Raw genomic sequence first — 18,438 nt, forward strand, 5'->3', positions numbered from 1 at the left:
GGCGCTAATCAGGTTGAGGCAAGCAGATGGCTATGACAGTCCATTGCGATATCGTCAGCGCAGAAGGAGAGATTTTCTCCGGTCTGGTCGAGATGGTGGTTGCGCACGGTAACCTGGGTGATCTTGGTATCGCTCCAGGCCACGCGCCGCTGATCACTAATCTGAAGCCAGGTCCTATCACGCTGACCAAGCAGGGTGGCGCCCAAGAGGTGTTCTACATCTCTGGTGGTTTCCTCGAGGTCCAGCCGAACATGGTCAAGGTGCTTGCCGATACCGTGCAACGTGCTGCCGACCTGGACGAAGCCCAGGCTCAGGATGCCCTCAAGGCTGCTGAGAACGCCCTGAACGAAAAAGGCGCGGAGTTCGACTACGGCGCCGCCGCCGCACGTCTGGCCGAGGCCGCAGCTCAGCTGCGTACCGTCCAGCAAATGCGCAAAGGCAAGTAATCTGGCCACGGCCAATCACTTGTGATGCGATTGAGTTAAAGGGTAGCCTCGGCTACCCTTTTTCTTTTTCTGCGTTTTCTTCTTTTGGTCACATCGCTGACCACCCAGGATTGGTAGCCAGTCAATGTCCCTCGATATCGTTATTCTCGCCGCCGGCCAAGGCACCCGCATGCGTTCGGCGCTGCCCAAGGTCCTGCACCCGGTCGCCGGCAATTCCATGCTCGGCCATGTTATCCACAGCGCCCGCCAGCTTGAGCCACAGGGTATTCACGTGGTTATCGGGCACGGCGCGGAGCTTGTTCGTGAGCGCCTGGCCGCCGACGATCTGAATTTCGTCCTGCAAGACAAACAACTGGGTACAGGCCACGCCGTCGCCCAAGCCCTGCCGGCACTGAATGCCGACACCGTGCTGATCCTTTATGGCGATGTACCGCTTATCGAGGTGGATACCCTCAAGCGCCTGCTGGCCAAAGTAACCCCTGAGCAATTGGGCCTGCTGACCGTCACCCTTGATGATCCTACCGGCTACGGTCGTATCGTGCGCGATGCCCAGGGCCAGGTGGCAGCTATTGTCGAGCACAAAGACGCAAACGAGGCACAGAAAGCCATCAAGGAAGGCAACACCGGCATCCTGGCTGTTCCAGGTGCACGTTTGGCCGAATGGCTGGGCCGTCTGTCGAACAACAACGCCCAGGGCGAGTATTACCTCACCGACGTGATTGCCATGGCCGTTGCCGATGGCCTGGTGGTTGCCACCGAACAGCCGCTGGACGCGATGGAAGTGCAGGGCGCCAACGACCGTCGCCAATTGGCTGAACTGGAGCGTCACTACCAGCTGCGTGAAGGCCGCCGCCTGATGGCCCAGGGCGTGACCCTGCGCGACCCGGCGCGTTTCGATGTACGTGGTGAAGTAACTGTCGGCCGTGATGTGCTGATCGACATCAACGTGATTCTCGAAGGCCGTGTGGTCATCGAAGACGACGTGGTGATCGGTCCGAACTGCGTGATCAAGAACACCACGTTGCGCAAAGGTGCGATCGTCAAAGCCAACAGCCACCTCGAAGGCGCGATCATGGGTGAAGGCAGCGACGCAGGCCCGTTCGCCCGCTTGCGTCCGGGCAGTGTGCTGGATGCCCGTGCCCATGTGGGTAACTTTGTCGAACTGAAGAACGCTCACCTCGGTGAAGGCGCAAAGGCTGGCCACTTGTCCTACCTGGGCGACGCCGAGATCGGCGCACGTTCCAACATCGGTGCCGGCACCATCACCTGCAACTACGACGGCGCGAACAAGTTCAAGACCATCCTGGGTGAGGATGTGTTCATTGGTTCCAACAGTTCGCTGGTGGCGCCTGTGGATATCGGTGCCGGGGCTACCACCGCAGCCGGTTCCACCATCACCCAGAATGTGGAAGCCAGCCAGCTGGCAGTGGGGCGTGCACGTCAACGCAACATCGACGGCTGGAAGCGGCCGGAGAAAATCAAGAAGAGCTGACGTTATCCATAGCCGTGAAGAAAGGCCGACTGGATTGTGCATAAGTCGGCCTTTTTATTTTTTGTGGATACATTGCGGTTCGAGCCCGCAGGTAGGCGCCGGCTTGGCCTTCGAGTGAGTTATCCACACTCGATTTTTTCGTCTGCCCGCTTGACGCATATCCTTCTTTAGGTTTTGATTGGCATCGTTATCTTTCGAAACGAAACTTAAAGACACCATGTCGAAACGAAACACCCCCCAACGCCGACACAACATTCTTGCCTTGCTCAATGAACAGGGCGAGGTGAGTGTCGACGCCTTGGCCAAACGTTTCGAAACCTCGGAAGTGACCATCCGCAAGGACCTAGCGGCCCTGGAGGCCAACGGTCTGCTGCTGCGTCGCTACGGGGGAGCGGTGACCCTGCCTCAGGAGCTGATTGCCGATCAGGGCCAGCCTGTCTCCCTCTACAAGCAGGCCATTGCCAAGGCTGCAGTTGGGCGTATCCGCGAACACGCGCGGATCATCATCGACAGCGGCAGCACCACAGCGGCAATGATTCCCGAACTCGGCCATCAGCCTGGCCTGGTGGTGATGACCAACTCCCTGAATGTGGCCCGTGCCCTGAGCGAGTTGGAGCATGAGCCGGTGCTATTGATGACCGGGGGGACCTGGGACCCGCATTCCGAATCCTTCCAGGGTCAGGTTGCCGAGCAGGTACTACGCTCCTACGATTTCGACCAGTTGTTCATTGGCGCCGATGGCATCGACTTGGCCCGTGGGACTACAACCTTCAACGAGTTGCTGGGCCTGAGCCGGGTCATGGCCGAGGTGGCGCGAGAAGTGATCGTGATGGTCGAGTCAGACAAGGTCGGGCGCAAGATCCCCAACCTCGAGCTGCCCTGGGGCAGTCTGAACACCCTTATTACCGATGAGCGCTTGTCCCTTGAGGCACGCGAACAGATTGAAGCCCGCGGCATCCATGTGATTTGCGCCGCACTCTCCAAGGAGCATGAATAATGTGTGGAATCGTTGGTGCCGTCGCCGAACGTAATATCACTACCATTCTGATCGAAGGCCTCAAGCGCCTTGAATACCGTGGCTACGACAGCGCTGGATTGGCCGTCTATACCCAGCAGGGCAACCTGGAGCGCCGTCGTAGAATCGGCAAGGTCAGCGAACTGGAAGCGGCCGTTGCCGCTGAGCCGCTGGTCGGCAACCTGGGCATTGCCCACACCCGCTGGGCAACTCACGGTGCACCGACCGAAGGGAATGCTCACCCGCATTTCTCCGGTCAGGAGCTGGCGGTGGTGCACAACGGTATCATCGAGAACCATGAAGAACTGCGCGAGCAGCTCAAGGGCCTGGGCTATGTGTTCAGCTCCCAGACCGACACCGAAGTCATCGTCCACCTGCTGCACAACACCTTGAAAACCGTGCCGAACCTGGCCGATGCCCTGAAGTCTGCAGTCACGCAGCTGCATGGCGCCTACGGCCTGGCTGTGATCAGCGCGCATCAGCCTGACCGCCTGCTGGCCGCCCGTAGCGGCAGCCCGCTGGTGATCGGCCTTGGCCATGGCGAGAACTTCCTGGCCTCCGACCAACTGGCCCTGCGCCAGGTCACCGACCGCTTCATGTACCTGGAAGAAGGCGACATCGCCGAAATCCGCCGCGACCAGGTCACCATCTGGGATGTAGCCGGTGCTCAGGTCCAGCGTGAAACCGTGCAGTATCACGAAGGTGCGGAAGCAGCCGACAAAGGTGAATACCGCCACTTCATGCTCAAGGAAATCCACGAGCAGCCAACTGTGGTGCAACGCACCCTGGAAGGCCGTCTGGGCAAGGATCATGTGCTGGTCCAGGCGTTCGGTCCGCAAGCCGCCGAGCTGTTTGCCAAGGTGCGCAATGTACAGATCGTCGCCTGCGGCACCAGCTACCACGCCGGCATGGTTGCCCGTTACTGGCTGGAAAGCCTGGCAGGTATTCCTTGCCAGGTCGAAGTCGCCAGCGAGTTCCGCTACCGCAAGGTCGTGGTACAGCCCGACACCCTGTTTGTCTCGATCTCGCAGTCTGGTGAAACCGCAGACACCCTGGCCGCGCTGCGCAATGCCAAGGAGCTGGGTTTCCTCGGTAGCCTGGCGATCTGCAACGTCGGTATCAGCTCGCTGGTGCGTGAGTCCGACCTGACCCTGCTGACCCAGGCCGGGCCGGAAATCGGTGTGGCGTCGACCAAGGCATTCACCACCCAGCTGGTGTCGCTGATGCTGCTGACCCTGTCCCTGGGCCAAGTGCGTGGCACCCTGGAAGCCGGTGTCGAAGCCGAACTGGTCGAAGAATTGCGTCGCCTGCCGGCCCGTCTGGGTGAAGCCCTGGCGATGGATGCAATCGTCGAGAAAACCGCCGAGCTGTTCGCCGACAAGCACCACACCCTGTTCCTCGGCCGTGGCGCTCAGTTCCCGGTGGCAATGGAAGGTGCCCTGAAGCTCAAGGAAATCTCCTACATCCACGCCGAAGCCTATCCTGCCGGAGAGCTCAAGCATGGCCCGCTGGCCCTGGTGGACAGCGACATGCCGGTCGTAACCGTGGCGCCGAACAACGAACTGCTGGAGAAGCTCAAGTCCAACCTGCAGGAAGTACGTGCCCGTGGAGGCGAGCTGATCGTGTTCGCGGATGCACAGGCTGGCATGAGCAACGGTGAAGGCACCCACGTAATCGCCGTACCGCACATCATCGATGCGCTGGCGCCGATCCTCTACACCATCCCGCTGCAACTGCTGTCGTACTACGTAGCCGTGCTCAAGGGCACCGATGTTGACCAGCCGCGCAACCTGGCCAAATCGGTGACTGTGGAATAGCCGTTACTGCGTTCGAACCAAAACTGTTTTGAAAGAATAAAGGTTGTCACAAAAGAATAAAGGTTGTCACAAGTTAATAAAGGTTGTCACAAGGCTCTAGCCCGGCCGTTTGTCGGGCTAGACGCCAGTCCTTTGATGTAACGATCACAATACTTTTTGGACCAATGTGACTGCTATCCCGGCTGAGCCCGCTCCTGATTTTCCCCACGCCACAAGCGTCCTGTGCCGTTCTGATCGAGTGGGTCGACCAACGATGAGCGACTCGTGAAATGACATCTGTAGCCGCTTCACAGGCGAAACCAGCTGCCCCGAGACTGATGACCCAGAGAAAAATTGATAAAAAAATCAAATCGGGCTGCGGATCTGGCGTAAGGGAGGCCTATAAGCCTTGGATCAAAATTTGGGATATTCAATCGCGTGGGGTATCACACCTCGTACCGGGAGTGAAATTTCATCGCACTCATCACCTGCTTTCCAACGCGGAGCGCGACTATCACCTGATCCTCGAGCAGGATCCTTCCATCATCGACATTCGTGAGCAGTTCCCGCTGCTAACACAGGCTGAGACCCAGGCGATCGCCTCGAGCCTAAATTACCGTCATCCGGTGTACCCAGGTACTCAGGTCCCTGTTGTTATGACCACTGATTTCCTTATCACTTTCATCGATTCATCGGGCGAAGAAAGGCTGGCTGCGCGCTCAGTAAAATATCGGAAGGAGTTCGAGGAAGCCGGTATCAGGGAGCAGAATCGGATGGCGGAAAAGTTTGAAATCGAAGCGAAATACTGGGCTTTGAGGAAGGTCGAATGGAAACTAGTTCTCCATGAAAATCTCTCGCAAGTCAAAATAGCAAATCTCGTCATCCTTAGGACTTATGCGATCATCCATCCTTCGTTGCCTACGGATAAGAACATAAATAGCCTAATCGAGTACATAGCAGGGTCTAAGACTGATCAACTACCTCTCAGAGCTCTGTTAGAAAAAGCATCAAAGGCAATATTTATTGAATATATGGGCGTTAAACGCCTCTTCCACCATCTTCTCTGGACGGGGAGGCTGGAGGCGGACCTCACCGCTAGGGTGATAAGCTTATCTGAGCCTTTGCGCGTTCGGGTCAGAGAATTACCCATCCCCGTTACACAAACATTCGAGGTACCTCGTCATGCTTAGTCTGGGAGTTAACTGCATTGTTTCTCCAGGTGAGGACTCTGTGCTACTGACGAAGTCAGTCAGAGTTTTAGGCATAAAGGATGATTTTGTTTTAGTCATCGAGTTGGGGACAAATCCGACTAAGCCATGGCGGATTGAAAGTTCACTCTTTGTCGAGGAAATCGATAATGGGGCAGCGGTGATCAATCCTGAAATGGTCCCAATGCACTTGCTTCGAAGTGACGACGAGATTAGCGAGAATGAAAAAAAAAGCCGAGACAAGAACTGGGAACTGGTACGCGGTCTGGTAGAGAATCACGCCCCGCTCGATATATTGACGTCTAATTTCGGTGCTCTCGTTGCGAGTCATGCAATGGTGACAGGCGTTGACCGTAAGCAAATTTATCGACTTCTCTATCGCTATTGGAGCATGGGGCAGACTCGTAACGCATTTTTATGGAACACCAGTGCGTGTGGAGGTCCTGGAAAACAAAAAAGTCGTGCCTCTGGTATCGTTCCTGGTCGACCGCTCAAATATCGCGGCATAGTTGTGGATGACGGTGGCGCAATTCTTCTCGAATCGCGACACCTAGCCCATATTCGCTTGGCTTACGGGCGTTATGCTAGTGGTAAATGCGGGAGAATAAGGAAATGTCACGAGTGGATGCTTAATAAGTTTTACAGGTCGATTAAATCAGATGGTTCAAAAGGGAATGTTGTGAAAAACAGCTACCCTTCTCTTAATCAACTGATACATTATGGAAAATTATTCTTTGATGATCTCTATAAGTTGAATAAACGTGATGGCGCGATTCGCTACAATAAAGACTATCGTGCACTAATAGGATCAGCGTCGCAGCGGCTAATCGGTGCTGGGCATCGGTATGAAATTGATTCAACAATTGCTGATGTGTATTTGGTGCATCGCGTTAACAGGCTATGGCTGATCGGCAGGCCAGTGCTTTACGTTGTGGTGGACACATTCACAAGAATGATCGTAGGTGTTCATGTCGGTCTTGAAGGACCCAGTTGGAATGGCGCTAGGCATGCCATTTATAATGCCTGTACGCCTAAAAAAGAGTTTTGTAAGCGCTATAACATTGATATCGAAGAAGCTGATTGGCCATGCTCTCATCTACCAGTCGAAATTGTCGCTGATCGCGCCGAGCTCCTTAGTGGTGCTGGGGAGACAATGACCAAAACTGTTGGCACTTCTTTGAAGATTTTGCCGCCGTTTCGACCGGATTGGAAAAGTATCATCGAGAGCCGGTTTCGGCTGATCAACGAAAAGCTGGATCTGAAGTTCATTCCAGGTGGCGTGGATGCTCGGAAATTGGAACGTGGTGATCGTGACTATCAGCTCGACGCGATCTTCGATATTGATGAGTTTACTGAGATGGTGATTGCCGGTGTCCTAGCTCACAACCAGACCCTTCGGGTTCCTGATCTCCTAAGTCGTGACATGATCGCCGCGGAGGTGCAGCCTACCCCAATAGCTATGTGGAATTGGTCTATGGCGAACAATCTTCTGAACTCAAAAGTCGTGTCACCTGCGGAACTGAAGATTGCATTGCTGCCCTCGCAAGAGTGCCGCATCGGGCGAGGCGGTATCAATTTTCACGGCGTGCAGTACACCTGCGGGACGGCCGTTCGTTCACAATGGTTGGAGCGCTCTCACAACTTTAAAACTAAATACGTCACGGTTTTTTACGACCCAAACTCTATCGGGAATTGCTGGATAAAATCCGAAGCGGGTTTCGAGCCCTTGACCATTGTGCCTCAGCAGCAGGCTAAATATGCAGGACTTCGTATGGAGGAGGTCCTCGATATGATCAAGATCTTGAATCAGGTCTCGCCTGATAACCGTTATGAAGATGCCAACACTGGTGCAATCCTCCAAGGCCGCCAGGAGGACATCATCAACCGGGCGAAGGCCAAACGCAAAGCCCAAGGGAATCCGAAATCAGACGCTGAGTTCAAGCGTGACAAGCGTTCTAAGCGTGCCACAGAAACTCAGAATGAGCGCGACCTGCATACCGCTGATCTAAATCAACTTCGCCTTGTGGATAACTCATCATCTACGGAAGAAACTCCTAAGGCAGCAGCTGCGAAGCCTGTCTCGGCTAGGAGTGCTGCCTTCCTGAAGTTAGTCGTCAATGCGGATAATGAGGCCAATCATGAATGATTTCATTTTTTCGCCTGCCGACTACGTCCCGACTGGCATGCCTCAATACGATGGTAATCCGCTGATAGAGTGCCTCCCGAAGATTTTGTCGGATGCTGATGTCGTTAGGTGCATCGGAAACGCTCCTGCACGGCCTGATGACGCGGAGCGGGCGCTGGACCCGAAGCTTCGTGGTCATGGCATCAATAGGATAAAGGATGTTGTCGTACCGTTTGAAATTCACCTTCGGCTCGAGGATTTGTTCAGTCAGCTGATTCGCTATGGATATACCGGGCGCAACCCGTTGCATGCGGCAACCGTCAGGCATCGCTTACCTTCGTCAGCTGAGATCAAAGGCCATGGGTTTATGTCCACCGCGGAAACCATGACGCTGATCGGTTTGAGCGGCATGGGAAAAACGACTGCGCTCAACTCCATTGCCAAGCTTTATCCACAGGTGATTAGCCACAGTAGGTACAACCAGCAAATCTTCATAGAGACGCAGGTGGTCTGGCTGAAGATCGAGTGTCCGCACGATGGCTCGCTGCGGGGCTTTTGCACCGCATTTTTCTCGTCGCTGGATGCTGCATTAGGTATTGAGAAATATTCAAGCAGAGGTGCTGCTGGCCGCAGCATCAGCGTTATGCTGCAGAACATCAGTCAGCTGTGCAAAACCTACTTCATCGGCGCCCTCATCATTGATGAGATGCAGCATCTTTGTTCATCCCGGGGCGGACTGGACCGCGAACAGCTGCTCAACTTTTTCGTTACGCTATCAAATGACGCTGGCATCCCACTGGTCTATGTCGGCACGAACGCAATGCTTCCGCTGTTTTCTGGTGTTTTGCGAAATGCCCGACGTGCGGCGGGAATGGGGCCGATCGCGTTCGACAGGTTTACCGAAGATGATCCGTTTTGGGTGCATTTGGTGTCCCAGCTTTGGGCTTACGACTGGACCAAAGCTCCCGTTCCGTTGACGGGGAAGCTCCTTTCCAAGATCTATGACCTCACCCAAGGAAACACGGATTTCCTAGCCAAGCTTCTAATGCTTGTTCAGCGGCATGCAATCTGGGAGGGCATCGACTCGATTACACCGACGGTTCTGCAGCAGGTATACGACATTCAGATGAGGCTCCTTCATAAGCCAATTGAGGCGTTACGAAGCGGTGATCCACTGCAGATAGCAGACTTCGAGGATATGATGCCCACGAAGGACCAGATCGCTCAGATGATGAATTACGATCTGGCGCGCCGTGCTGATAGAACACATCTTTCGCTGATCACTCAGGCTGCGATTGTAGCTGTTGAACACGCCGAGAAGCCTGCTACCGAGCCCACTAGTAAACCGGTAGTTCCGGTTGGCAATAATCCAGCTCCAACCGCCCATTTTTCCGAAGGAGATGATGTGCAGATTCAGCTTGAACGGCGTGGCTGGGTGGATAGAGACTCTGCCTGGTGACATGAATCGCGGGAGCCCAGATCAATGGAGCGCTTGCATTGTTTTCCTCAACCGTTTCCAGATGAGTCGCTCTACAGCCTGGCGGTCCGTTATCACAGACTGTCGTCGAACGACAGTTATCGCCGGACAAGCCAGGAGCTGTTCGGTGCGTATTCCAGAACCTGTGGCTCTATCCTGCCGTGCTGCTTGGGGGCTCTGTCGCAACGGGTAGCATCAGCTTATTCGGTAGATGAGTTAATCGACCGTTTCACGCTTTTGCCGCTCTACAAACCCTTTGTAGATGATGCGAAGTACGGAGCCGCGCGAATCTCCATGGCTGGTAACTCCGGTACAGGTCTGAAGATGAGCTTGGGCATCACAGCCTCTGGCTTCCTCAAGCACGCGTCCTTCAGGTACTGCAAACGATGCGTCGAGGAAGACATTCACGCTTGCGGCTCGGCCTACTGGCATCGTATTCACCAGGCGATAGGCACCTGCACTTGTCCCCACCATAGAGATGTGCTCCGCGGGATGACGTTTCCGGATGGAACAGACTGGCGTTGCATGCTGCTTCCGGCAGAGGCATTGGGATCGCCAGTCATGCAGCTTCCTGGCAAACCCGCAGCTGATATCGTGAGTGAAATGCAGCTTTGGGGACTCGAGCATCCTACGGATGTAATGAATCTACTGGATGGGAACTTCCTCAGGCACCGTCTGGATGAGATGGGGTTTCTCAAGTCTGGCCGGATTAGAGAACAGGCGCTGAGGGGGTTCCTGACGCCACGCCTTCTCTGTAGCCCTCGCACTCAAGAGTTTCAGGAGGTCAGTCACTCTTGCGACTGGGTATTCGGAGTCTTGCGTCCACGCGGGGCGGTCGTGCAGCCAATAAAATTTTACTTTCTTTGCTGGCTCCTCGAAATAGACCTTGAGCAGCTCAAATCCTTCCGTCCGCAAGCTGATATTCGCAGCGCAAATACGTTCAAGGGCAAAGAGACTGGCAGCAACGTCGATGCTGGCGAAATTGACGCGCGACGGGCAACGTTTTCCAGCAGTTCCAAAATTAAATGCCATGATAAGCCTGGCTATCAGTGGTTGTACTGCCATGACAGGGAGTGGTTAGCGCAGTATGTGTCAGTACATCCTTTCATCAGGCTAAGGCCAGGATTGGTCGACTGGAACGCTAGAGACTTGGAGCTTGCTCGAGATCTGCTGATTGCGAGGGATCAAATTCTGTCTGCGCAGGGCAAGCCGCAAAAGGTTACGCGCGCCGCGTTGGACAGGGCGGTGGCTCATCGTCATGATTTTTTGAGGATGCCTGATAAATTCCCGATCAGTACCTTGTTGATGAGCGATATGCTCGATTCTGATCATGATCACCAAATTCGTAAAATCAGGTGGGCGGTGAGGCATTATCTTTTGCCTGAGCGAACCGCTATCAGCGTCGTATACCGGTTGGCTGGTATTAGGCTGTCTCATGTAGCTGAAGAGGAGGTGCTAAACATTCTTTCCTCCGCGTGAGCTATGCAGTTAGCGTCTTACGCCGTCGGCGAGCGTGATCAAGAGCATTCACTTCCTTTTGCAACTGAGCAGTGGCAGCTTTGTTCGTGAGTAAGTCCAAATACCTTTCTGCGGTCCCGCATCCGAGAAAGGCTTGGATTGTGAAACTTTGATCAGAAGCAGTCCTGTAGTTTGAATTGATACTTTTTGCGCCGAACTCGCGTGTTATGATTTTAGACGAGTAGTTCTCATCACTGCACATTTCATTGAAATACTTTATATATAAGCTTTTCCCCACTATCCATTGAGCGTCATCCCTTTTGACGGGAGCGCCTTTATAGTTCAGAAGCTCTGCTATGAATATTGAGTACGAGTGGTTCGGCGAGTTTAACTGGCGTATTGAATTTTTATATTTTTGACTGCATACCCCCAAGCTGGTGATATCGTGATTTTGAATCGGAGTTGAGCATGCGGGGCAGGTTGTGATCAGGTTAGAGCCATGGATGCTACAAACCTGAACAGATGCTTGGACATGGCTGCGATGTACGTATGCTGTTCCAAGATTTTCAAAATCTTCGTATGCGCAATCGGGACAAATTTTCTTCCAGGTAGTGGGAGTTACAATCGTATTTGTTGTAGAGCGGCCTAGCGCTGCAGTGAGAGGGTATAAAGTATGGTTTTGCAAAATTTCTTCTGTAATCTTTCGCTCAGTAAACAAGGAAGGGAATTGAAAGACTGCATGCTTCCTGTATTCCGATTTCTGCCCAAGCCCCGTGCGCGCGTAACCTTTCCTAGGGATAGGTATTATGCGGAAGTCCGCAGGTGAAAGAGTTTTTATACCTAGCATCTCATTCCCTCGCTGCAGTGCCGACGCCACATACTCTCCAGGTAATGGTGAGAAAATCTTCATTGATATTTCGTCTTCCGGGCCTATCAGTTAGCGCATGCGTTAGCCGGCCATAATACTGGATCCTTGACGACACGATCGTTTTCCCATTGCTCAAGGAGCATTTGTGAACGAGCGCCAGCACCGATTCAGCTGGATGGTTGTTGAGGCCGATGCCAAATTGACCCATGAGCCAGCGCAAGCCTTTTTGTCACCGCCCATCGCGAAAAAAATCATTCTCGCTGACCAGCCCGAAATCGCCGTCCGTCCTTCGAGGGTCATCCTGAAACATGTGCGCCGTCCGTCGCTCCTGCTTGAGGTAAGCGAGGGTAGCGAAAAAACAGGTTTCGCAGAGATGAACCTCATAGCGTTCACCGTCATGCAGCGCACCGTAGCCCCAATGCGCATCTAGCGTCCCATATTCCAAATTGCCGCTCCCCGTTCGGGTTGAGCATTCGCATACGTCGCAACGCACGTCAGTCACTGCTTCAATTTCTACACGGCCCGTGATTTTCATTTCAACCAAACCTCTATCAGAGCACTTTCACTCAGATGTCGCTTGAGTAGGGAGGGCTGGACCGAAGCTGAGCAACAGACCTCTTCAGACGCTGGGTATTGGTAGTCGACCCCAGCAGATACATCGTTTCTTGGAGTCCGTTGTAGTCCCTTAAAGACAGTAATACGACGGGCTTCCCGCGCTTGCGTACGATGATTGTAGGCTCGTGGTCACGACAAACGTCATCCATAGCTTGCTTGAGTTTCTCTTTAGCTTGTTTCACGGTAAGCACATGCATCTCGAGCCCCTTGCCGAAATAGCTGTCGTCCGATCTGAATTGGCCTCAAACAATAGAGTGACGATCAAGGTTACCTCACCTTCCGAGGTACCCGGTTCGACGGAAGGTTCATGCCAAGTCTGGAAATGTGAAAAGGGAATAGTCATAGGCACCTCCCCGTAGGGACCACAGTAGGCTGTAACTGGGTCGCTGTCGGGTGGATTTCCAAAGCGATGATGGAAGTATGGGGCACTCTGCGGGCTGCGCCTGGTTTTCCGATCAACCGCGAGTGCCTGCGCTGGGGCCGTCGGCCTATGATTCGTTTAGGCAAAATCACTCCATAAACGTCTACGAAGATGTTAAAGCAACGGACTGCGATTTCTGCCCTGGGGCGTGAGGATAGTCGCTCTCTTCATTGCTCTAGTCACTGCCACACGCATGGCCAAACGAGCCTGCCGCTCTCGATCAGCGTTGGCGTCAGCCTGAACGAATCGTCCTTTCATGAGCCCTTCGTACAAAATGACTTCGGTGAACTCCTTGCCCTTTGACTTGTGCATCGTCATTAGATGAATACCCTTCCAGTCTTTTGTCGCCGCCTGGAAATGGTCTTGAAGAAGCGCATCACGCACGAGGCCCTCAGCACCTGGATAGCCTTCCGCAGATCGCCATATTTCGTTCAGCCGGCTTCGAAGCAAAGTGCCCTTTCCCAACAACCGTACATACCGGCCATCACTCCCAATTTGGGTAAACACCTTGTCTGTGCTCGAATCCAGCAACTGCCGCACAGCAATCCAATCAACCTGCGGATCTCCCGTAAGCTGCAGTTCAAGGCGCTGGGCTGCTAAGGCTTCGGCTGCAGCCAAAACCCGCTTGTGTGGAACTCGACGCAGTGGTTGCCCTCTCTGCATTTCCTCCAAGGCTTCAACCAGCTCCAGATGAGGCTTTGTGGGCGGTTTCTCTCCTTTTCTCCCTCGCAGGTGCGCACACAGATTTCTTATGAGTCTCTCGGTGACTTCAGAGGTAGTGGACCCGCCCTCCAGCAACGCAGCAATTGCAGTTGCGGAGAGCGCCGCCGCTTCTTGATCGAACGCAACATCATGCGTGATTGATGGAAGCCTATCTGCTGTGCTCGAGAGGTAGGCCGAGACCTCCACCATAAAACTCTTACTGGGTACCAAAATGGTGAGCGACCAGTCGTTTCCACTCTGTTTCAATCGAGTGAGGGCTGCTAACACTGCATATTTGAAATCTAGGTGGAGCTGCCCTCTGCGGGGTATATAAGGTTTCACTGTCACATTGGCGTAGCGTTTACCCCGGTTTTCTCCCGTGAGGACATCGTTGCCAAACTGCACGATGTCGGTACCACTGCTTCGGTGGTTCTGCATGCCAAAAGTGAACGAGGCGGGTTGAAACGCTTGTTCGAACTCCTGAATCCTAAGCGCGTTAGCGCCGCGGAACTCATAGATCCGCTGCTCCGGGTCCGCCAGGGCCATCACCTGACTGTGTTGCGTCAAAGCACGAATGAAACGCCACTCGTCTTCATTGGTGTCCTGGAACTCATCCAGGATGATCAAGGGATAACTGCCGCCATAGATTCGCCGTAGAGCCTGGCTGCTTTCCAACAGCAGGGCGGCGTTGCTTGCGAAAAGGTCGAAGTGCAAGAGTCCTTCTTCTTCGAGCAGCCTGAGTTTTTCCTGGGCAATTTGATCCTCGCCAAGAGTGGATAAACGCGCTGCCGCTTCAGGCGGAGGAAGTAGGGACAGCGGCCTTCCTGTCCGGAGTAAGTAGCCATGGCTGCGCAACAGGTTCCACGTAAAGCCATGGTAGGTGTTGACCTCCAGCCGCCCTCGCTCAAGCTTGGGGAGCAATTTCCCGGCCTGCTCTGCAACCCTTGCAACAGTTGCCCTGGCAAAACTGAGAAAAAGCACTTGCTGGTGCTCTTTCAGGACCTTCCGGCCAATTAATTCCTCCGCTTTGAGCAGTGCCACGGTGGTTTTTCCGGAGCCTGGCCCACCCATGACAATCAGGTTCCTGGGTGACTGGATCACTTCCATTCGAGCATCATCAAGTACCAACATCGACAGCACTCCGATCAGGCCATATTAGGTAGATCGTTTTCTTCAAGAACCTCGGGCTCCTTAGGAACAACCGTGGCCGTGATGCTCCGAAGCGTGTCCACGATAAATGGGGGCAATTGATGTCGATTGGCTGCGGTACAAAGTAGGTTGGCGGCGGCGCCGTCCCCCTTCCAGCGCTTCAGCAGGAGCGAGAGGATGGCAACGATTTCATCTTTTGGGGCCTCAGGTCCGGGGGCTCTTTCCCTGAGATCCGTAGGCCATGAGCCGCTTTCAAGCAGGGATGCAACATAGCTTCGCAGAACTTGTTCATCTGTGCCCTTTAGCACAATGTTCTCAAAGCCTGTTTCCGGCGCTTGATAGGGATAATCGACTGCGGCCCTGATCGCCTCAAACTGGAGAGGGGCCTGCAAATCGAAGACGGCATAGACCGTTTTCCCCAGCGCCCGATAATAAGCGCCCATCGCCGCGATAACGGAATCTGATGCCGCATCGATGATAGGAATGCCCAGAGCCTCAAGTGGCATGAAGGTTTCAGGGTCCTCCTCATGGAGCTTACGGGCTACCGCCGGCCAAGCATCGTATTCCGTTCGGCCTTCGGCGATCAGTACTCGTCGCGCCAGGAGAGCTTCACAGACGCGAAGCCGCATGTCCTGTCGATACATTTTTGCCTTCACGCCTGGGGGAAGGCCTGCGGGTTTGGCGTTGAGCTGCCCTTCAACGCGACTGACTACGATGACCTGCGCGGGATCGAACTCTTCGAGCACGTAGGGCGAATGCGAAGTAAAAATCGCCTGTGCAGACTTGCTGCGCACCCCGTTGATGATTCGCTTCTGTATATGCGGAGGAATCGCGATTTCTGGTTCCTCCATCGCAAAGATGACGTTCTGCTTGAGTTCGGCGATCAATGACAAAAGGGCCAACACCATCATGTTGATGGTACCGGTGCCCTGGTTCTGGAATGGCGCCGCATGAGCCGCTCCGTCGCTTCGACGGGCACCGGTGGCCATGAAGACAGTCAGAGCTCTGCGTAATGACTCCCGGGTAAGCTGCGTGACCCGCATGTGAGGATCAGTGCTACCTTCGCTCGGCATGTAGCTGCGGATTGAAGCCTGCACTTTTGTGAGTATGTTATTGATTCCACCCTCGGGATCCGCCGCCACCTCAAGGTCGCGCAGCTCGACTAGGAGGTCTTCCCAGATCTTAAAGTTCTTTTCTTCCTGTAACCGCAGGATGATATCCAAGAGCGATCCCCGCTCCAGGCTCAAGGCACGGCTGCCCGTCCTGACAGTCCGAAGGTAGAGGAACCCACACACACGCTTGTCCGAGGTTTTGAAGAAGTCATACGAGCCATCTTGCTTCATCGGCGACGAGAAGTACGTGGCCCCTGTGAAATCATCTTCGTCTGCGTCGTAGCTTCCTGTGAACACGACGCGAAGGCATGACTGCACGTGCTGGGCATCAGTGCCCTCGGCCGGCGGTCCCGCGAGCAATTCATCGGTGCCGTTAACCCACCACTCCAAATGATCCCTGAACCGCATTTCTTGGTCAGTATTGAGATCAGTGATGACGACTTCGATAGTGATGTTGACCGATTCTCCTTGTGGGTCGACATATTCGCCGGCATAGAAATCGTGCTCATCGATCACTGGTCGGCGAGAAAGTCGCTCTGGCCCCAAGACCAGGTCGATCGCTTCGAGTAGCGTCGACTTACCGATGTTGTTATCGCCAACGATGACTGCATGCCTCGGCAGGATGACCTCCGCACGCTTGATGCCTCGAAAATTTTCTACGTACAACCGTGCGACCCGCATAACCCTACTCCCTGTCCGAAGCCATAGCAGATGGCCGCCATTAAAGTAGACGATAACTTACGAAGGCGCCTGACGAGATAGGACATTGTTGGCAAGTAATGTCCAAGGGGGGCGTGATCGGGCCTCATCGCCCCATGTGATTGGGCTCAAAGGGTGCAAAATTTTTCGCAGCGGCCACTTTCGCGTTGCTAGGTTTGGTCGGTTTGAGTAGCTGGGTCGATTGCCAGCCGCAGTTCGCTCAGGAGCTGCAGATTGGGGCGGAAGCCTGTGGCGACGATGATCTCGTCCACTGGTGGCAGCGGCTAGGTGCGAAATTTCACTCTACTTGACCACCCGTTTGTATTCGTCCTGACCACTGATCGTACCGGGATTTGACCATTACACTTTGTCACCTTCGTAGTCACAGAACCGCCAAAAACAGTCGTTTATGACCCGTACTTTATGGACCCGTTGACCTCGCCTAGATCCTCTGCAAGCTGCCATCCGGGATAGGGTTGATTGGGCGTGAAGTGCTGCATTACCGGCAATCGAACCGGTAAAATCATTTGACTGGAACTGCTTTAAGCCACGAAATGTATGGCGTAGAACAAAGTAGATAGTCGGTAAATGGCATTAACACCGTTCATCTCCCAAGACAAAGCCCCAGGGGGCCTGCAGGACGCCGTGGTCGAGCTCACGCAGCTCGATGCTGCCCTGAATGCCAATATCCCTCAACCGCTGCGTCTCCCCATGATCCACCTGCTGCGTCAGGTGAATTCGTTCTATAGCAACAAGATTGAGGGCAACCCAATGCTGCCCGTCGACGTGCTACGCGCCGAGGAAATCCAGAACGGCGAGAACATCACCGAGGATCTGCTGGAGATCAAATGTCACATTGAAGCCCAGCGCCGGCTTTCCACCGACCCAATCGATGAGGTTGCAATCAGCACCTGCGAGTCGATCGCACGTATGCATCGCGAGCTCTACGTCGGCATGCCGGAGGAGCATATTCGCGCCAAGATCAACGGCGAGGGAGAGACCGCCCTCTTTAGCCCAGGCGAATTCCGCACCCATGAAGTGAGGGTTGGCCAGCACATTCCGCCGCCCGCTGAAAGCATTGGCTCCTACCTGAATTGGTTTGAAGGAGCGTACCGCCTAGATCGGCTCCACGGGATGACTCCAATTCTGGCTGCTGCAGCTGCTCACCACCGTCTGATGTGGATCCACCCGTTCTTGGACGGCAACGGTCGCACCGGTCGCCTGTTCACCGACCAGTACCTGCGCGCCGCCGGTCTGGGTGGTTATGGCCTCTGGACATTAAGCCGCGGCTTCGGCCAGAAGGTCGAAGAGTACTATGCCGCGCTCAACGCCGCCGACCACGTCCGTAAGGGAGATCTCGACGGGCGTGGCGAGCTTTCCGACGGCGGGCTGCTCAAGTTCACCGAGTATTTCATCGCGACGGCCCTGGAGCAGGTGAGTTACTTCACCTCGCTCCTAGAACCTCGCATGCTTAACCAGTGTATCGACTATTACTTCGAGATGCGCAAGCGTGGCACGCTCCCAACCACCACCAACATGGAGTTGCCACTTCTACGCATTGAAGCCCGCGACGTTTATCGCGACCTGCTTTACCACGGCCCGATGCAACGTTCGGAAATCCATGCCAAGTTGGGCATGAGCGAGCGCACTACCCGTAATCTGCTCAGCCAGATGGCGGACGAGGGCTTGATCAGTCTGGACGGGCGTACGCTGGTATCGCTGAAGCTCTCCAGGCACTCCATCGAGTTCCTGTTCCCCGCTCTGTTTTAGCCCAGAACTACAAAACCCGCCTATTGGCCGGGCTTTTTACTGCACTGATGTAGCAATCGAGGCATTAGGTAATCAGTTGGCCTTG

14 protein-coding genes are annotated in these 18,438 nt (G+C 54.4%); 10 read left to right on the plus strand and 4 right to left on the minus strand.

Features of this window, described 5'->3' with window-relative positions; translation table 11 throughout:
• The first annotated feature begins 26 nt into the window (after positions 1–26).
• The 8 genes from ABVN19_RS22715 (at position 27) to ABVN19_RS22750 (ending at position 11,038) form a co-directional block, all read left to right on the plus strand.
• Positions 27–446, plus strand: coding sequence for a F0F1 ATP synthase subunit epsilon (locus ABVN19_RS22715; protein WP_028942548.1), 420 nt, complete (start codon positions 27–29; stop codon positions 444–446).
• A gap of 124 nt (positions 447–570) precedes the next feature.
• Positions 571–1,938 (plus strand): bifunctional UDP-N-acetylglucosamine diphosphorylase/glucosamine-1-phosphate N-acetyltransferase GlmU, encoded by a 1,368-nt coding sequence (gene glmU / locus ABVN19_RS22720; protein ID WP_028942547.1) that lies wholly within the window; start codon positions 571–573, stop codon positions 1,936–1,938.
• A gap of 217 nt (positions 1,939–2,155) precedes the next feature.
• Positions 2,156–2,935 (plus strand): DeoR family transcriptional regulator, encoded by a 780-nt coding sequence (locus tag ABVN19_RS22725; protein WP_028942546.1) that lies wholly within the window; start codon positions 2,156–2,158, stop codon positions 2,933–2,935.
• Positions 2,935–4,770 (plus strand): glutamine--fructose-6-phosphate transaminase (isomerizing), encoded by a 1,836-nt coding sequence (gene glmS, locus ABVN19_RS22730; protein ID WP_105641117.1) that lies wholly within the window; start codon positions 2,935–2,937, stop codon positions 4,768–4,770. Before ABVN19_RS22725 ends, glmS begins: the two co-directional genes overlap by 1 nt.
• A gap of 317 nt (positions 4,771–5,087) precedes the next feature.
• The gene (locus ABVN19_RS22735; RefSeq protein WP_105641116.1) at positions 5,088–5,939 is read left to right on the plus strand and encodes a TnsA endonuclease N-terminal domain-containing protein; all 852 of its coding nucleotides are present in this window, start codon (positions 5,088–5,090) and stop codon (positions 5,937–5,939) included.
• A complete protein-coding gene (locus ABVN19_RS22740) occupies positions 5,932–8,103 on the plus strand; it encodes a Mu transposase C-terminal domain-containing protein (protein WP_105641115.1) in 2,172 nt (723 codons plus the stop codon). Before ABVN19_RS22735 ends, ABVN19_RS22740 begins: the two co-directional genes overlap by 8 nt.
• Positions 8,096–9,541: an ATP-binding protein gene (locus ABVN19_RS22745; protein ID WP_105641114.1), complete on the plus strand. Its 1,446-nt coding sequence runs from the start codon at positions 8,096–8,098 to the stop codon at positions 9,539–9,541. Before ABVN19_RS22740 ends, ABVN19_RS22745 begins: the two co-directional genes overlap by 8 nt.
• A gap of 24 nt (positions 9,542–9,565) precedes the next feature.
• Positions 9,566–11,038: a TniQ family protein gene (locus ABVN19_RS22750; RefSeq protein WP_105641113.1), complete on the plus strand. Its 1,473-nt coding sequence runs from the start codon at positions 9,566–9,568 to the stop codon at positions 11,036–11,038.
• A gap of 1 nt (position 11,039) precedes the next feature.
• Here ABVN19_RS22750 and ABVN19_RS22755 read toward each other — a convergent pair whose 3' ends face one another.
• Entirely contained in the window at positions 11,040–11,927 is an 888-nt protein-coding gene (locus ABVN19_RS22755) for a TniQ family protein (protein ID WP_146117308.1), read from the minus strand.
• A 103-nt stretch (positions 11,928–12,030) separates the two neighbouring features.
• Here ABVN19_RS22755 and ABVN19_RS22760 point away from each other — a divergent pair, with 103 nt between their 5' ends.
• The gene (locus ABVN19_RS22760) at positions 12,031–12,315 is read left to right on the plus strand and encodes a hypothetical protein (protein WP_158259215.1); all 285 of its coding nucleotides are present in this window, start codon (positions 12,031–12,033) and stop codon (positions 12,313–12,315) included.
• 136 nt (positions 12,316–12,451) lie between these two features.
• Here the strand turns inward: ABVN19_RS22760 and ABVN19_RS22765 are convergent, their stop codons facing one another.
• From ABVN19_RS22765 to ABVN19_RS22775, 3 genes are all read right to left on the minus strand, one after another.
• Positions 12,452–12,697, minus strand: a complete 246-nt coding sequence (locus ABVN19_RS22765; protein ID WP_105641111.1) for a type II toxin-antitoxin system prevent-host-death family antitoxin — start codon at positions 12,695–12,697, stop codon at positions 12,452–12,454.
• Between the two features lie 338 nt (positions 12,698–13,035).
• Entirely contained in the window at positions 13,036–14,754 is a 1,719-nt protein-coding gene (locus ABVN19_RS22770; RefSeq protein ID WP_105641110.1) for a UvrD-helicase domain-containing protein, read from the minus strand.
• A gap of 14 nt (positions 14,755–14,768) precedes the next feature.
• Positions 14,769–16,565: an AAA family ATPase gene (locus ABVN19_RS22775; RefSeq protein WP_105641109.1), complete on the minus strand. Its 1,797-nt coding sequence runs from the start codon at positions 16,563–16,565 to the stop codon at positions 14,769–14,771.
• 606 nt (positions 16,566–17,171) lie between these two features.
• Here ABVN19_RS22775 and ABVN19_RS22780 point away from each other — a divergent pair.
• Positions 17,172–18,353, plus strand: coding sequence for a Fic family protein (locus tag ABVN19_RS22780; RefSeq protein WP_105641108.1), 1,182 nt, complete (start codon positions 17,172–17,174; stop codon positions 18,351–18,353).
• The last annotated feature ends 85 nt before the right edge of the window (positions 18,354–18,438 follow it).

Source organism: Pseudomonas vranovensis (assembly GCF_040438935.1).
GTDB lineage: Bacteria > Pseudomonadota > Gammaproteobacteria > Pseudomonadales > Pseudomonadaceae > Aquipseudomonas > Aquipseudomonas vranovensis.

Coding starts and splice junctions, on each gene's coding strand:
- ABVN19_RS22770 (WP_105641110.1), bottom strand. CDS start 14,754: ATGTTGGTACTTGATGATGCTCGAATGGAAGTGATCCAGTCACCCAGG.
- ABVN19_RS22745 (WP_105641114.1), top strand. CDS start 8,096: ATGAATGATTTCATTTTTTCGCCTGCCGACTACGTCCCGACTGGCATG.
- ABVN19_RS22725 (WP_028942546.1), top strand. CDS start 2,156: ATGTCGAAACGAAACACCCCCCAACGCCGACACAACATTCTTGCCTTG.
- ABVN19_RS22755 (WP_146117308.1), bottom strand. CDS start 11,927: ATGAAGATTTTCTCACCATTACCTGGAGAGTATGTGGCGTCGGCACTG.
- ABVN19_RS22715 (WP_028942548.1), top strand. CDS start 27: ATGGCTATGACAGTCCATTGCGATATCGTCAGCGCAGAAGGAGAGATT.
- ABVN19_RS22740 (WP_105641115.1), top strand. CDS start 5,932: ATGCTTAGTCTGGGAGTTAACTGCATTGTTTCTCCAGGTGAGGACTCT.
- ABVN19_RS22750 (WP_105641113.1), top strand. CDS start 9,566: ATGGAGCGCTTGCATTGTTTTCCTCAACCGTTTCCAGATGAGTCGCTC.
- glmS (WP_105641117.1), top strand. CDS start 2,935: ATGTGTGGAATCGTTGGTGCCGTCGCCGAACGTAATATCACTACCATT.
- ABVN19_RS22775 (WP_105641109.1), bottom strand. CDS start 16,565: ATGCGGGTCGCACGGTTGTACGTAGAAAATTTTCGAGGCATCAAGCGT.
- ABVN19_RS22735 (WP_105641116.1), top strand. CDS start 5,088: ATGACCCAGAGAAAAATTGATAAAAAAATCAAATCGGGCTGCGGATCT.
- ABVN19_RS22780 (WP_105641108.1), top strand. CDS start 17,172: ATGGCATTAACACCGTTCATCTCCCAAGACAAAGCCCCAGGGGGCCTG.
- glmU (WP_028942547.1), top strand. CDS start 571: ATGTCCCTCGATATCGTTATTCTCGCCGCCGGCCAAGGCACCCGCATG.
- ABVN19_RS22765 (WP_105641111.1), bottom strand. CDS start 12,697: ATGCATGTGCTTACCGTGAAACAAGCTAAAGAGAAACTCAAGCAAGCT.